This is a genomic window from Streptomyces canus (assembly GCF_030816965.1).
Lineage (GTDB): Bacteria > Actinomycetota > Actinomycetes > Streptomycetales > Streptomycetaceae > Streptomyces > Streptomyces canus_E.
This window is the reverse complement of record NZ_JAUSYQ010000002.1, coordinates 2,556,333-2,571,337: the sequence shown is the minus strand read 5'-3', so window position 1 is coordinate 2,571,337 and position 15,005 is coordinate 2,556,333. Positions and strand designations below refer to the sequence as shown.

Annotated in this window: 15 protein-coding genes; 10 read left to right on the top strand and 5 right to left on the bottom strand. The window is 71.1% G+C overall.

Annotated features, from left to right (window positions below; translation table 11 throughout):
* Positions 1-83: 83 nt before the first annotated feature.
* A complete protein-coding gene (locus QF027_RS12845) occupies positions 84-551 on the top strand; it encodes a hypothetical protein (protein WP_307074580.1) in 468 nt (155 codons plus the stop codon).
* On the opposite strand, the gene QF027_RS12840 is transcribed toward QF027_RS12845, so the two are convergent.
* Positions 484-1,329 (bottom strand): DUF4184 family protein, encoded by an 846-nt coding sequence (locus QF027_RS12840; protein WP_307074576.1) that lies wholly within the window; start codon positions 1,327-1,329, stop codon positions 484-486. The genes QF027_RS12845 and QF027_RS12840 overlap by 68 nt on opposite strands.
* 312 nt (positions 1,330-1,641) lie before the next feature.
* Here QF027_RS12840 and QF027_RS12835 point away from each other — a divergent pair, with 312 nt between their 5' ends.
* The 3 genes from QF027_RS12835 to QF027_RS12825 all read left to right on the top strand — a co-directional run bounded on the left by QF027_RS12835 (position 1,642) and on the right by QF027_RS12825 (position 4,661).
* Positions 1,642-3,378 carry a lytic transglycosylase domain-containing protein gene (locus tag QF027_RS12835; RefSeq protein ID WP_307074574.1) on the top strand — a complete coding sequence of 579 codons (1,737 nt, stop codon included), beginning with the start codon at positions 1,642-1,644 and terminating at the stop codon, positions 3,376-3,378.
* A gap of 146 nt (positions 3,379-3,524) precedes the next feature.
* Positions 3,525-3,659, top strand: coding sequence for an SPW_0924 family protein (locus tag QF027_RS12830; RefSeq protein WP_106409822.1), 135 nt, complete (start codon positions 3,525-3,527; stop codon positions 3,657-3,659).
* Positions 3,660-3,674: 15 nt separating this feature from the next.
* Positions 3,675-4,661, top strand: a complete 987-nt coding sequence (locus QF027_RS12825) for a DUF3068 domain-containing protein (protein WP_307074572.1) — start codon at positions 3,675-3,677, stop codon at positions 4,659-4,661.
* Here QF027_RS12825 and hrpB read toward each other — a convergent pair.
* Together hrpB and QF027_RS12815 are read right to left on the bottom strand one after the other, a co-directional pair.
* Complete coding sequence (gene hrpB / locus QF027_RS12820) at positions 4,651-7,125, bottom strand: ATP-dependent helicase HrpB (RefSeq protein ID WP_307074570.1); 2,475 nt, start codon at positions 7,123-7,125, stop codon at positions 4,651-4,653. The genes QF027_RS12825 and hrpB overlap by 11 nt on opposite strands.
* Positions 7,126-7,156: 31 nt before the next feature.
* Positions 7,157-8,050, bottom strand: a complete 894-nt coding sequence (locus QF027_RS12815; RefSeq protein WP_306982994.1) for a class I SAM-dependent methyltransferase — start codon at positions 8,048-8,050, stop codon at positions 7,157-7,159.
* 314 nt (positions 8,051-8,364) lie between these two features.
* Between QF027_RS12815 and rpsA the strand changes: the two genes are divergently transcribed.
* From rpsA to QF027_RS12795, 4 genes are all read left to right on the top strand, one after another.
* A complete protein-coding gene (gene rpsA / locus QF027_RS12810) occupies positions 8,365-9,876 on the top strand; it encodes a 30S ribosomal protein S1 (protein ID WP_057618420.1) in 1,512 nt (503 codons plus the stop codon).
* A 263-nt stretch (positions 9,877-10,139) separates the two neighbouring features.
* A complete protein-coding gene (locus QF027_RS12805) occupies positions 10,140-11,078 on the top strand; it encodes a PAC2 family protein (RefSeq protein ID WP_306982997.1) in 939 nt (312 codons plus the stop codon).
* Between the two features lie 70 nt (positions 11,079-11,148).
* Positions 11,149-11,766: a dephospho-CoA kinase gene (gene coaE / locus QF027_RS12800; RefSeq protein ID WP_306982999.1), complete on the top strand. Its 618-nt coding sequence runs from the start codon at positions 11,149-11,151 to the stop codon at positions 11,764-11,766.
* Between the two features lie 50 nt (positions 11,767-11,816).
* Positions 11,817-12,197 carry a tetratricopeptide repeat protein gene (locus QF027_RS12795; RefSeq protein WP_306983001.1) on the top strand — a complete coding sequence of 127 codons (381 nt, stop codon included), beginning with the start codon at positions 11,817-11,819 and terminating at the stop codon, positions 12,195-12,197.
* A gap of 13 nt (positions 12,198-12,210) precedes the next feature.
* Here the strand turns inward: QF027_RS12795 and QF027_RS12790 are convergent, their stop codons facing one another.
* Positions 12,211-12,477 carry a DUF6343 family protein gene (locus QF027_RS12790; RefSeq protein WP_306983002.1) on the bottom strand — a complete coding sequence of 89 codons (267 nt, stop codon included), beginning with the start codon at positions 12,475-12,477 and terminating at the stop codon, positions 12,211-12,213.
* 76 nt (positions 12,478-12,553) lie between these two features.
* Between QF027_RS12790 and QF027_RS12785 the strand changes: the two genes are divergently transcribed.
* Both QF027_RS12785 and QF027_RS12780 read left to right on the top strand, forming a co-directional pair.
* Positions 12,554-13,453, top strand: coding sequence for an acyltransferase domain-containing protein (locus QF027_RS12785; RefSeq protein WP_307074567.1), 900 nt, complete (start codon positions 12,554-12,556; stop codon positions 13,451-13,453).
* Positions 13,454-13,632: 179 nt separating this feature from the next.
* A complete protein-coding gene (locus tag QF027_RS12780; protein WP_307082351.1) occupies positions 13,633-14,100 on the top strand; it encodes a DoxX family protein in 468 nt (155 codons plus the stop codon).
* A 122-nt stretch (positions 14,101-14,222) separates the two neighbouring features.
* Here QF027_RS12780 and QF027_RS12775 read toward each other — a convergent pair whose 3' ends face one another.
* Complete coding sequence (locus QF027_RS12775) at positions 14,223-14,951, bottom strand: RNA-binding S4 domain-containing protein (RefSeq protein ID WP_306983008.1); 729 nt, start codon at positions 14,949-14,951, stop codon at positions 14,223-14,225.
* Between the last annotated feature and the right edge of the window lie 54 nt (positions 14,952-15,005).

The window sequence follows — 15,005 nt, the reverse complement described above, 5'->3', positions numbered from 1 at the left end:
CACCCCGTAGGCGCCCCCCACGTCGTCACTCGCGTGGACCCCTCAACAACGCCCCCGACCCCACCCCCGGCCAGGATGCGCTCATGGGTATACGCATGCTCCACCGCCGGACGGCACCCGCACAGGCGTACGCCGACCAGGCACCGTTCTCCGCGCAGCGTCCCGTTCCGGCCCACGCGGCCGCGGCAAGCACCGCCCGCATCCCCTTCGACCTGGCGACGCTCCTGCGCCGAGCGCGAGCCAGGGCGGCAAGTCCTCGCATCCCGGCCCGCTTCACCACCACTCTGCGCCATGCCGCCGCAGAGCTACAGCACCGCGTCACCTGCCGCGACCGGTACGCCGTGGACCACGTGGAAGAAGAGCCGTCCGGCCCTCGGCTGTGGGCCGAGCTGGCGCTCAGTTATCTGGCCCTTGCCCTCACCCTGCTGCCCCGGTCCCGTCCGATGCCCACCATGACGGTGTTCATGGCGATCCGGGATCCCGTCAGCGAGCGAGCGGGAGGCCGGCCTCTTCCTCGGCACCGGACACCAGGGCCGGGCGCCACAGCCTGACCCCCAAGGCGTACAGGAGTATCCCGAGCACCAGGCCGGCGCCCGCGCCGAAGCAGAGGGTCGGGATCAGTTCCCAGGGCTTCGCGGTGGAGCCCCAGTACGCCCACCACCGCGAGGCCCGCTGCAACGCGCCCACCGTCATGCACCCGCCGATCACGGCCACGGCCCACCACCTGTCCCGCACCGACAGAACAGGAACGCCCCTCGGCTCGGCCGACACGGGTGCCCGGCGCAGCGCGTACCCGCAGAACACGGCGATCACCACCGCGGCCAGCGCCGAACCGCCGTACTGCAGGTACCAGTACAGCGGCGACCCGGCCACCTCGCGGTCCAGGACGGGGAACAGCCGCATCCCCCACCGGTCGAGATGCGTGAACGCGTCCCACACGACATGGGTCAGCGCCCCGAGGACGGCGGAGACATACCACCGTGCGACCAAACCCGCACTCACGCGCGCGCGTGGCGCCCCGCAGCGCAGCAGCGTCGCCACCCCGCCCTGTCGCCCTCGTGGCAGCAGCGCCACCAGTGGTTCTCGCAGCAGCAGCCACAGACCCACCAGCGCCCAGGCGACGAGCACGTCGATCGTGAAGACGCCCGGGAAGGAGTGCGTGACGGTGCCGAACTCCATCGCCCCAGAGACGACACTTGCCGCGTAATAGGTCATGTCGGGAGAGAAGGATCCGGCCACGAGCACGGCCGGAACCAGTCGGCGCCGCCCGGTTCCGTCGGTGCGTACCGCGGGCAGTACCGCCGCCGCATGGCTCAGGGTGAACGGCAACGGGGCTCCTCGCGGCGGGGGTTGACCGGGCGGCGGCCCGGGTGATCGGTTCCGTCCAGTATGAGCGACGCGAGCCCGCACCGATCGAACATGGCCAACCGGTGAATACCGGGCACGAACCGGTGTCCGCGAAAAGGAAGTTGTCGTAGGGTCACACGGGTCACCGCGCTGGGGAGCTCGGTCGAACGTGCGCATCAGGAATTGCCGCGCGTCACAGGGGCAACCTCCAGGGTGGCACGACCGTCACAACTGGACGAGAGCGACAGACGGACAAGGGCGCTCGGGCGTCCACAGGAGGGAGGGGTTCACTTTATGGCGGCGCAATTCGGCAGGAGGCTGCGCAAGGGAGCGGTGACCACCGCCGTGGCCGCGGCCGCGGTCGCGGCACTGTCCGCCTCCCAGGCTCCGGGGGTGACGGCCGACGACAACGGCAGATCCACCGCCGCCGACGCCCAGCCCTCTCCCGACGCGACCGCCGATGACAGCGGCGCCACCGGCAAATCGCCGTACTACACGGACCTGCCGCCGCTGAACACCCCGAGCCCCGCGCCGACCGACGGCACCTCCACCTCCACTCCGGTCGAGTCCGAGGCAGGCATACCCGCGACCGTCCTCGACGCCTACAAGAAGGCCGCGGCCCAACTCCAGGAGTCCAAGCCCGGCTGCAACCTGCCCTGGCAGCTCCTCGCCGCCATCGGCCAGGTCGAGTCGGGCCAGGCCCGCGGCGGCCGTGTCGACGCCGACGGCACCACGACCTCCAGGATCATCGGCCCGCAGCTCGACGGCAACGGCTTCGAGCTGATCCGAGACACCGACAACGGTGCCTACGACGGCGACAGCGCCTACGACTCGGCCGTCGGGCCCATGCAGTTCATCCCGTCCACCTGGGCGTGGGCGGGCCGCGACGGCAACGGCGACGGGGTGAAGGACCCGAACAACATCTACGACGCCTCCCTCGCCGCCGGTCACTACCTGTGCCGCAACGGCCGGGACCTGTCGACCCAGGGCGACCTGGAAAGAGCGATCCTCAGCTACAACCCCTCGCGGGCCTACCTCAACACGGTCCTGTCGTGGCTGGAGTACTTCCGCAAGGGCACCTACGAGATCCCCGACGGCACCGGCACGATCCCGGACAACCGCAGCGACGGCGGCAGCGGCAGCGGGGGTTCGTACTCCTCGCCGTCGTCGCCCTCGACCTCGAACCCGTCGCACCCGTCGAAGCCGAGCACGCCCGGCTCGCCGACCCCGACCCCGCCGTCGACCACCCCGCCCCCCTCGGGGACTCCCACCACGCCGCCCCCGACGACTCCCGTCACCCCCACCCAGTCCGTGGACCACCTGGAGGACTCGGGCACCGCGAAGCTCACCGCCATGGCGGGCGACGCGTTCACCGAGCAGATCAGCACCAAGGCCGAGAACGCCGCCGGCAAGGGCGTCGCCAAGGTCCGGATCCGCTACACGATCGTCGGCGACACCGACGCCGCCTTCACCGGCGGCGAGAAGGTCGCCACCGCGCTGACCAACAGCTCCGGCGTGGCCACCGCGCCCGCGCTCCAGGCGGGCGAGACCACCGGCACCTTCGCGGTCCGCGCCACCCTCATCGGCCGTACCGTCACCGGCCCGATCTACTCGGCCACCGTCACCCAGCGGGTCGCCGACACCCTCGTCCGCACCAGCGACACCGCGCTGACCTGCACCCCGGGCGGCGAGTTTGCCGACGCGGTCCAGGTCAAGGCCACCTACAAGGACGCCGTCGCCGACAAGGTCGCCGCCACCGCCACCCTGATCAAGTCGGCCGACGACGCGACCGAGAACGACAAGGGCCCCTACTTCAAGGACGCCGACGGCAAGACCGTCCGCACCCTGACGGGGCTCACCACGGACGCCGACGGCCTGCTGAAGCTGCCGCAGCTCTACTCCGACGACGCCACCGGCACCTTCGTGCTCCGCATCACCACCGCGGGCGGCGCGACGCTCGACGTGACGCTGACCGTGGCGGCCGCTCAGACCTCCGCGAGCCCGTCGCCCAGCCCCAGCGCGAGTTCGTAGCCACCGGAGCCACCTCGAAGGGCGTCCTTTCCGCCACGGCGGAGCGGGCGCCCTTCGTCCGTGCGCGAGCTGTTCTCATCTCGCCCGCCCGTTGCTACCGTGCCGGACCTGACGATGTATCAGTTCCTGTGCGCCGGGAGGTGGATATGCGCGCCCTGATCGCCGCCGCGACCGGTCTGGCCCTCGCGTTCGCGCTGGTCCTCACCATCACCGCACTCGGCACGCCGACCGGCGGGACGTCCCCGAAACCGCTGCTGACCACAGTGCCCGCACACCCGTGACCCCGGGAGGCCGAGATGCGCCGCAAGACCAGCCTGGTCCTGCTCGCCCTCGCCGTGTTCTTCGCGGCGCTGTCCCCGCTGCTGCGCTGGTACGCCTTCCCGCGCCTCGCCAAGATCCCCGCGAACCAGTACCAGGACATGGTCCTGGAGGCCAAGGACGCGACCCTCATCGACTACAACGACGGAATGAAGGAGAAGAAGGTCCCCAAGGTCACCATCGTGCAGACCCTCAAGGGCAACGTGGAGGCCTCGGAGAAGATCGAGCAGACGGCCGGTAAGGATGTCGTCGTCTGGGACGGCCTGTCCTACGTGGTCGGCCCCGACGGCAAGATGGTCTCCAAGATCCCCGAGCGCTACATCTTCGACGCCCACACCCAGGAACCCGTCCACGCGACCGGCGAGATGGTCGACGGCGACCCGGTCAAGCGCGCGGGCATCGAGTTCAAGTTCCCGTTCCTGACGGAGAAACGGGACTACGAGTACTTCGATGCCCAGGCCCGCACCTCGGCCCCCATCCACTACAAGGGCACCCAGACCTTCCGCGGCGTCGACGTCTACTACTTCGAGCAGACCATCCCCTGGACCAAGGTGCCCTTCCCGAAGACCATGCCGGTCCAGGGCATCAGCCCCGAGTCCATCGCCAAGACCGGCACCACCCGCTGGTACACCACGGTCCGCAAGTTCTGGGTCGAACCCCTCACCGGCGCGCCCGTCTACGGCGAGGAGCTCCACACCGAGGAACTGCGCGGCGGCACCCTCCTCGGCGGCCGCGACAAGGTGACCGTCTTCGCCGGCGACGTGAAGATGCGCGAGGACTACATCAGGCACACGGTCGACCTGGTCAAGTCGAACCGCACCCTCGTCCTCCTCATGACCTCGTACCTGCCGTGGGGCTTCCTGATCCTGGGCCTCCTGCTGCTGGCGCTGTCGCTGTGGCTGGAAGCCCGCAGCCGCCGCCCGGCCGCCATGAAGGCCGAGGAACCCGAACCGGTCACGGCCTGAGCCGTGCCTTGGTGTGCCGCGTCGGCTCGGCGCCCGCCGGGTCCTCGGGCCACGGATGCTTCGGATACCGGCCGCGCAACTCCGCCCGGACGCCCTTGTACCCGTCCTTCCAGAAGGACGCGAGATCGGCGGTGACGGCCGCGGGGCGCCCGGCGGGGGAGAGGAGATGGACGAGGAGGGGCACGCCGGCGATCCGGGGCGACTCCTGCAGCCCGAACATCTCCTGCAACTTCACCGCGAGGACGGGCTGTTCGGGGCTGCCGTAGTCGATGCGGATCCTGGACCCACTCGGTACGGCGATCCGTTCGGGCGCCAGCTCCTCCAGTCGCGTGGCCTCACCGGAGGCCCAGGGGAGGAGCCTTTGCAGCGCCTGTCCGGCGTCGATGCGCGCCAGGTCGGCCCGTCGCCGGGCGCGGCTCAGCTCGGGCTCCAGCCACTCGTCCACGCGCGCGTGGAGCGCGTCCTCGGACACCTCGGGCCACGGGTCGCCGAGGTGGTGGTGCAGGAACGCGAGCCGTTGCCGCAGTACGTCGGCGTCGGGTGTCCACCGCAGCAGCCGTAGCCCTTCCTGGCGGAGCCCTTCGAGAAGTGCCTCGCGTACGAGGACGGCGTCGGCGTCTCTCAGCGGCCGTGCCGTGAGCTCGATCGCCCCGAGCCGCTCCACCCGCCGTGCCACGACGTCCCCGTCGGCCCAGTGCACCTCCTGGCGCTCGGAGTACAGGGACGCGGCCGCCGACCGGGCCGTGTCCTCGTCGATCACGGCGGCGAGCTGCACACGCGCGTGCCCCCTTCCGACGGGCCGGTCCGCCACGGCGACGGCGATCCAGGGCGAGCCCCGCAGCGGGGAGCCGTCGGAGAGTTCGGCGCGGGTGCCGGAGGCCATGAGATAGGAGCCCGAGTCGGCTCTGGCGACCCGTTCGGGGAAGGCGAGCGCGGCGACGAGACCGTCGTTTCCGGCAGCCGGCTCGGTGAACTCCGCCGAGGCGGACCGCAGCCGCCGCAGCTCCGTCCGCCACCGTCCCGCATAGGCGTCACCGCCCCGCCGCGCGGTCCGGACGGCGGCCGCCAGGTCGTCGCCGTACTCCCGGGGCGGCTCCTCCGACAGCAGCGCGACCGTCTCGGCGCCGGCACCCGAGGTGTCCAGCAGCGCCCGCCCCAGCCGGGGATGCAGGCCCAGACGGGCCAGGCGCACGCCCCGCGCGGTCGCCCGTCCGTCGGCGTCCACCGCCCCCACGGCCGTCAGAACGCCCCGCGCGGCCGCCATCGCCCCGCCCGGCGGTGGGTCCAGAAGAGCCAGCCCGGACGCGTCCGGATCGCCCCAGCAGGCCACCTGCAACGCGAACGCCGTCAGGTCGGCCACCTTGATCTCCGGCGACGGGAAGCGCGGCAGACGGGCGTCCTCGGCCTCCGCCCAGCACCGGTACACCGCACCCGGCGCCTCACGTCCGGCGCGGCCCGCCCGCTGGCGACCGGCCGCCTGCGAGGCCCGTACGGTCGCCAGTGCGCTCAGCCCGCGCGCGTGGTCGACGCGCGGCTCCCGAGCGAGCCCCGAGTCGACGACCACCCGTACTCCGGGCACGGTCAGGGACGACTCGGCCACGGAGGTCGCCAGAACCACCCGCCGCCGCTCCCCGCCCGCCAGCACCGCGTCCTGCACGGCCGCCGGAGCCCGGCCGTGCACCTGGAGCACCTCCACGTCACCGGGACCGCCCAACTGGCCGGCCACGCGCGCGATCTCTCCCACACCCGGCAGGAAGCACAGCACGTCCCCCTGCCGCTCGGACAGCGCCCGCCGTACGACCGACGCCACGTGCGTGAGCAGTGCGGGATCGACGCGCATGCCGTGCGGCGGCCGTACCGGACGGGCCGGCGGCGCCCACACGACCTCCACCGGATGCGGGACACCCTCCGCCTCGACCACGGGCGCGTCGCCCAGCAACCGGGCCCACCCCTGCGCGTCGGTCGTCGCGGACGCGGCCACCAGCCGCAGCTCCGGCCGCAGGGCCTGCCGTACGTCCCACAAAAAGGCCGCGGTCGTGTCCGCGTCCAGGTGCCGTTCGTGGCACTCGTCGAGCACCACCACGTCGACGCCGGCCAGCTCCTGGTCGCGCTGGAGCCGCTGGAGCAGCACGCCTGTCGTGACGACCTCCACGCGCGCGTGCCGTCCGACCACCCGCTCACCGCGCACGCTGTAGCCGACGCTCGCGCCGACCTTCTCGCCCAGCAGCCACGCCATCCGCCGGGCCGCCGCGCGGGCGGCGATCCGGCGGGGCTCGGCGACGACGACCTTCCGCGCGGGTGCGTCCGGGTCCAGCAGGCCGGCGAGGGCCAGCGGCACGAGGGTCGTCTTGCCCGTGCCCGGCGGGGCGACGAGGACGGCCGTTCCGTGGCCTTCCAGGGCGTCGCGCAGCGCGGGCAGGGCACCGCGTACGGGAAGGGAGTCCAGGGCGTCGTAACGGATCACGTCCCCAGTGTCGTACGACGGCCGGAGCGCCTCAGTCGCGCTCGCACACGAAGATCGCACTCCCGGGGATCAGATTCCCGCGCAGGGGAGACCAGCCGCCCCACTCCGAGGTGTTCCAGACCGGCCACTCCGGCTCGACCAGGTCGACCAGGCGGAAGCCGCCGGCGACCACGTCACGCACCCGGTCGCCGATCGTGCGGTGGTGCTCGACGTACACCGCGCGGCCCTGCTCGTCCTGTTCGACGTAGGGCGTGCGGTCGAAGTAGGAGGCGGAGACGGAGAGGCCCTCGGGGCCGGGCTCGTCCGGGAAGGCCCAGCGGATGGGGTGGGTGACCGAGAAGACGAAGCGGCCGCCCGGGCGCAGGACGCGCCGCACCTCCTTGAGGACCAGTACCGGGTCGGCGACGAAGGGCAGCGCGCCGTACGCCGAGCACGCCAGGTCGAACGAGGCGTCCGCGAAGGGCAGCGCGCCCGCGTCGGCGCACACCAGGGGGAAGGACGTACCGATGCGCAGGGCGTGCTGGAGCTGGCGGTGGGAGATGTCGAGGGCGACCGGGCGGGCGCCCTGCGCCGCCAGCCAGCGCGCGCACTGGGCGGCGCCGGCGCCGATCTCCAGGACGTCCCGGCCCTTGAGGTCCTCGGACGGGCCCAGCAGCTCGGCCTCCACCTCGTCGAGACCCTCGGGGCCCCACACGAAGCGGTCGTCGCCGAGGAACGTGCCGTGCTCGACCTGGTACTCGTCGGCGTTGCGGTCCCACCAGCCCCGGTTGGCCCGGGAGCTCTCGGTGACGTCCGCGTCACGCCGGGTGGCCTGCGACTCCGCGTCCGGACCCGTCTCCTGCTGGTGCGATGCGGGCTCTTGGATGATCGGCTCCCTCGTATTAGTCTGCGGGCTCTTCCGTCCCGACCGTCGTGACGACGTCACGAATGGGACGTCGGCGGGTCCGCGTGGCCTCGTGAGACTGGTTTTCTGCCGGGTATGCGGCGATCCGCCCCGGGTGTGCGCCTTCGCGCATTGACCCTGTCCGGCTGCCCCCGTATGCTACAAGTTGCGCTGCGGGCCTGCGCTCCTCAGACGTAGCAGGCTGCGCTCGCATCTGTTGTATGTCCCCTCGGTTGTCGAGGCGCCACCAGCGATTGTGTGGCGCTTCCTTGGCTGTCCGGCTTCTGCAGAGCGAAACAGGCTCCCGGCGTAAGCAGTACCTACGACTCACTGTCCGTACCGGAGCCCTTTCCCACATGACGAGCAGCACCGAGACCACCTCTACCACTCCGCAGGTAGCGGTCAACGACATCGGTAACGAGGAAGCCTTCCTCGCCGCGATCGACGAGACGATCAAGTACTTCAACGACGGCGACATCGTCGACGGCGTCATCGTGAAGGTCGACCGGGACGAGGTCCTGCTCGACATCGGTTACAAGACCGAAGGCGTTATCCCGAGCCGCGAGCTCTCCATCAAGCACGACGTCGACCCCAACGAGGTCGTCGCCGTGGGCGATGAGATCGAGGCCCTTGTTCTCCAGAAGGAGGACAAGGAAGGCCGCCTGATCCTCTCGAAGAAGCGCGCCCAGTACGAGCGTGCCTGGGGCACCATCGAGAAGATCAAGGAAGAAGACGGCATCGTCACCGGTACCGTCATCGAGGTCGTCAAGGGTGGTCTCATCCTCGACATCGGCCTCCGTGGCTTCCTGCCGGCCTCCCTCGTCGAGATGCGCCGCGTTCGCGACCTTCAGCCTTACGTGGGCAAGGAGCTCGAGGCCAAGATCATCGAGCTGGACAAGAACCGCAACAACGTGGTCCTGTCCCGCCGTGCCTGGCTCGAGCAGACCCAGTCCGAGGTTCGCCAGACGTTCCTCACGACCCTCCAGAAGGGTCAGGTCCGTTCCGGTGTGGTCTCCTCGATCGTCAACTTCGGTGCCTTCGTGGACCTGGGTGGCGTCGACGGACTGGTCCACGTCTCCGAGCTCTCCTGGAAGCACATCGACCACCCGTCCGAGGTTGTCGAGGTCGGCCAGGAAGTCACCGTCGAGGTTCTCGACGTCGACATGGACCGCGAGCGTGTCTCCCTGTCGCTGAAGGCGACCCAGGAAGACCCGTGGCAGCAGTTCGCCCGGACCCACCAGATCGGCCAGGTCGTGCCCGGCAAGGTCACGAAGCTGGTTCCGTTCGGTGCGTTCGTCCGCGTGGACGAGGGCATCGAGGGTCTGGTCCACATCTCCGAGCTGGCCGAGCGCCACGTGGAGATCCCGGAGCAGGTCGTCCAGGTCAACGACGAGATCTTCGTCAAGGTCATCGACATCGACCTCGAGCGCCGTCGCATCAGCCTCTCGCTGAAGCAGGCCAACGAGGCGTTCGGTTCGGACCCGGCCTCGGTCGAGTTCGACCCGACCCTGTACGGCATGGCCGCGTCGTACGACGACCAGGGCAACTACATCTACCCCGAGGGCTTCGACCCCGAGACCAACGACTGGCTCGAGGGCTACGAGACCCAGCGCGAGGCGTGGGAGCACCAGTACGCCGAGGCGCAGACCCGCTTCGAGCAGCACCAGCAGCAGGTCATCAAGTCCCGCGAGGCCGACGCGGCTGCTGCCGCCGAGGGCGGGGACGCCGCGGGTGCGGCTCCGGCCGCCGGTGGTGGCGGCGGCGGTGGCGGTTCGTACTCCTCCGAGGGTGCGGACACCTCCGGCGCGCTGGCTTCGGACGAGGCGCTTGCCGCGCTGCGCGAGAAGCTGGCCGGTGGGCAGAGCTGACGCCCACTGAGCAGTAGCTCTTGACTGAGGGGCCGTACCTTTCGGGGTGCGGTCCTTCAGCGTTTGTCCGACGGCCGGTGGGGGCTCGTCGCGGCCACGCGGCGGAGCCGCATATCGACACAGCCCCGCGCCCCTGACGGGGCGCGTTGTTTCTCCCTCTGTCATGAAAAGGGCGTAAGAGATGGCCTGATCAAGGGCCCGGGTGGGAATGCCGCTGTTCCAGGGCGCGTTGACGCGTATGAACACGAGGAGGAGCGGTCACAGTGCTTGATCCGCAGGGTTTGTACGCATGGGAGCCCAAGGGCCTCGCCGTTGTAGACATGGCGCTCGCCCAGGAGTCGGCCGGCTTGGTCATGCTCTACCACTTCGACGGATACATGGATGCGGGCGAGACCGGCGACCAGATCGTCGACCGGCTGCTCGACTCGCTGCCGAACCAGGTCGTGGCCCGTTTCGACCACGACCGGCTCGTCGACTACCGCGCCCGCCGTCCGCTGCTCACCTTCAAGCGCGACCGCTGGACGGAGTACGAGGAGCCCACGATCGACGTGCGGCTCGTCCAGGACGCCACCGGAGCGCCCTTCCTGCTGCTGTCGGGCCCGGAGCCGGACGTGGAGTGGGAACGCTTCGCCGCGGCCGTCCAGCAGATCGTGGAGCGGCTCGGCGTCCGGCTGTCCGTGAACTTCCACGGCATCCCGATGGGCGTCCCGCACACCCGCCCCGTCGGTCTCACCCCGCACGGCAACCGCCATGACCTCGTCCCCGGCCACCGCAGCCCCTTCGACGAGGCGCAGGTGCCCGGCAGTGCCGAGGCCCTGGTCGAGTACCGGCTCATGGAGGCCGGTCACGACGTCCTGGGCGTCGCGGCGCACGTTCCGCACTACATCGCGCGCTCGACCTACCCGGACGCGGCCCTGACCGTCCTGGAGGCCATCACGGCCGCCACCGGCATGGTCCTGCCCGGCATCGCCCACGCCCTGCGCACCGACGCCCACCGCACCCAGACCGAGATCGAGCGCCAGATCCAGGAGGGCGACGAGGATCTCGTGGCCCTCGTCCAGGGTCTCGAGCACCAGTACGACGCGGCGGCGGGCGCGGAGACCAGGGGCAACATGCTGGCCGAGCCGGTGGACATCCCGTCGGCGGACGAGATCGGCCTGGAGTTCGAGCGCTTCCTGGCCGAACGGGAAGGCGACAGCTGAGGCACGCGCCCCAGGTCTCCTCCCGTACCACCCCGCATCGCCCCCAGGCCGAGCGTCTAGGCTTCCGGTCATGCTGAAGGTGGGCCTGACCGGCGGTATCGGCGCCGGCAAGAGTGAGGTGTCGAGGCTCCTCGTGGAGCACGGCGCCGTCCTGATCGACGCGGACCGCATCGCGCGCGAGGTCGTCGCGCCGGGCACGCCCGGCCTCGCCGCGGTCGTGGAGGCCTTCGGCGAGGACGTACTCGCCGAGAACGGCGGCCTCGACCGCCCCAAGCTGGGCTCCATCGTCTTCGCCGACCCGGACCGGCTGGCCGTACTGAACTCGATCGTGCATCCGCTGGTGGGCGCCCGCTCCCGCGAGCTCGAATCCGCCGCAGCCGAGGACGCCGTCGTCGTCCACGACGTGCCGCTCCTCGCGGAGAACGCCCTCGCGCCGCTCTACGACCTCGTGGTCGTCGTCGACGCGAGCCCCGAGACCCAGCTCGACCGGCTCGTCAGGCTGCGTGGCATGACCGAGCAGGACGCACGCGCGCGTATGGCAGCCCAGGCGACACGCGAGAAGCGCCTGGAGATCGCGGACGTCGTGATCGACAACGACGTACCCCTGGAAGTGCTGCGGCGACGCGTACAGGAGGTATGGGGCGATCTCGTACGCCGGGCACGCGCGTCCCGGACGTCTCAGGAATAGCACCCCCCTGTCCGGGCGTTGAACCCTTCCAGTGAGGGAAGGACTTTGCCGTGCCCGAGACCAGCGGATCGACCGGACGTACTCCGGAGACGCATGTCATCGACTTCCGCGCAGCCGAGCAGTTGCTCTCCGCGCGGGACCCGCGGGGCGCGGTGAAGCTGCTCGACTCCGTCATCGCCGCCCACCCGGAGAACACCGCTGCCCGGCTGCTGCGCGCGCGTGCCTTCTTCGCCGCCGCGCAACTGCGGCCCGCCGAGCTGGAGTTCACCATCGTTCTGGAGCGCGAGCCGGACAATGCCTTCGCCCACTTCGCACTCGCCCGTACCTATGAGCGGCAGGGCCGGACCGACCAGGCCAGGCGTCACTTCCGGCTGGCGGCCGCGCTGGACCCGAAGCCGGAGTTCCTGAAGGCGGCGCGGTTCGACACCTGAGCGTGTCGGCCCGCTACCTGGGTCGGTTTTCCGGCGGGCGGTACGGCGGGATGTCGGGACCCGGCTGGTAGTGCGGGCCCTGACGGATGTGCCGGAGGATCATCGCCATGTCGGCGGTGATCACCAGCCACAGCACTCCGCAGGCGATCGCCCACCCGGTCCGGCCCGCCAGCGCGAACGCGACCGTACCGAAGACCGCCCAGACCAGCCCCCACACACTCAGCCAGAACCGCATCCGCAGCGCACTGCGCGCGGTCGCCGGCTCACTGCCCGTACGCATCGGGATCACCACTCCTCCCTTGCAACGTACTCTTCGGAACGGACGTTGACCAAAGGGCCGAAGAGGGGGTCACCGCGTGCTTCCGGACGCCGACGAACTGGCCGAGGTGCTGGTGGAACTCGCTGTACCGCACGAGGACGTGGGCGAACTCGTACGGATGGGCCGACGGGTCATGGACGACCCGGAGCTGCGGCGGTTCCTGGAACACTCCGTCGACGAACTCGTCCGGGACATGGGCAGGGCCGACGACCCGGTCGTCCTGCCCGAGCTCGACTGGCCGGCCGGCGCCCTCCAACGCTGCTTCCCCGCCTACGTGTTCGTGGCGGCGCTGCCCCACACGCGCGCGTACCACCGCTCGCGCGGCATCCCGGCCGAGGTGTCCCGGCGCACCCTCGCCGACCTCGGGCGGAACATGGCCGTGCACCGCAGGCGGTACGGCAGGACGGGCGTGCAGTCACCCCGCTGGCTGACCCGGCACTCCCGGGGCGAGCTGTACCAGCTGGGACGACTCCAGTTCGAGCGGACGCGATACGGGCCGTGGAACCGTCGGACGCTCGCGGCTGCCGGGCTGGACATCGCCCCCGGCACGCCCTGTCTGAGCCTGCACATCCCCGACTTCCTCGGGCCGCTGTCACCGGAGGCGTGCGCTCGCTCGCTCACCCTGGCCGCCGAGTTCTTCGCCCGGCACTTCGCGGAGGAGCCGTATGGTGCCGCGCTGTGCCATTCCTGGCTGCTCGACCCGCAGTTGAAGGGGTATCTGCCCGCGGACTCCAACATCGTCCGGTTCCAGGAGCGCTTCCGGCTGGCCCCCGAGGACCCGGAGCCGGAGGACGCCGAGCCGGTGCAGTTCGTGTTCGGGGATCCGGAGCTGTCGGTGGAGAGCCTGCCACGCCGGACAGCGCTGGAGCGGGCTGTCGGTGATCACCTGCGGGCCGGCGGGCACTGGTACCTCGGGCACGGCTGGTTCCCCTGGTAGCTCGGACGGGTGAACCTGTGTGACTCGGGAACGGCCGTGCGGACACGGGCCGTTGGACGGGTGCGGGCGGTGGTGACGACCGGCTGAGGAAACCGGTCAGGGGATGGCGATGAGTCCGGGTGCGGGCGCAGGTCTACCTCTTCGACAGCAACACGGACCGCTTCCCCCAGGAGACCCCGATGTCCGAGACCACCGTCCCCGTCACCCGTACCGCTGCTTCCTCCGCCGTCTCCCCTGTCATCGCCGAGTCCTCGACCGTACGCGGCCGCCGGGCCCGGATCGCCCTGCGCACCCTTCAGGTCGTGCTCGCCCTCTTCTACGTCGTCGCGAGCGCGCTCCCCAAGCTGATCGCGCACCCCTCGGCCGCCGAGGGCTTCGACAAGATGGGCTGGGGCAGTGCGGGGATGTACATCATCGGCGTGCTCGAACTGGCTGGTGGGATCGCCCTGTTGGTCCCGGTGCTGCAGTCGGTGGCGGCCGTGGCGCTGAGCGGGCTGATGGTCGGCGCGTTCGTCGTCCAGCTCACCTACTTCGACGGGGAGAACGCGGCGACTCCGCTCATCCTGATCGTCCCGCTCGCCCTGATCGCCTGGGCCCGGCGCCGGCACAACGCGGACCTGCTGCGCCTGGTGCGACGACGGGCGTGAGGAGAGCCGCGCCACGGCCACCGCGGTGAGGCCGGTGCCCTGCCTTTCGGGAGGGGACCGGCCTCACGGTGGTGGCCGACGGTCGCTTGTCCGCCGACGCCGGAGCAGCGTGCGGTTTCGCCTCAGCGTCCGGTTCTGCCCGAGTGGCCGCCCCGGTTCGAGCGCCTGTCCCTGCCGGAGCGGCGTGCCCCGCCCGAACTGTCGGGGCCGCCCGAGCCGTCGGGTGCACCGGAGTCGGCGATCGCGTCCGAGTCGCCGAATCCCTCCGAGCCGCTGGGTCCGCCCGGGCCGGCGAAGCGGGTGCGGCGGTTGCCCTCCGTGAGGCCGCGCAGGCGTTCCAGCTCGCGGCGGTCGCGCTTGGTCGGGCGGCCGGTGCCGCGATCGCGGATGCCGGCGGGGGCGACGGCCGTGCGGGGCGGGGGCGGGGGAGAGTTGTCGACGTAGCACTGGACGGCCACCGGGGCGCCGACCCGCTTGCGGATCAGACGCTTGACGATGACGATCCGCTCCCAGCCCTCCTGGCGGACGCGCACCTCGTCGCCGACGCGCAGGGAGTGGGCGGGCTTCACGCGCTCCCCGTTCACATGCACATGCCCGCCCCGACAGGCGGTGGCTCCCGCGGAACGGGTCTTGGCCAGCCGTACGGACCAGATCCAGCTGTCGATCCGCACGGTCTCGCCGTTCTGCGGCCCGGCGGCCTCCGCGGCGGCGATCGCGGCGGCGATCTTCGGGTCCGGTGCCTCGGGAGCCGAGAGGCCGGGACCGGCGACCTCCGCGTCGGGACCGTCGGCCGTCGTTCCGGCCCGGTCCGTCCCACCGGTCTCGTTGTCGTCCGTAGGTTCCACAGCCATGGCTCCGACCTTAGTACCCGGGGCCGTGTACGCCAGGTGGGTTTTCCGGGCGGT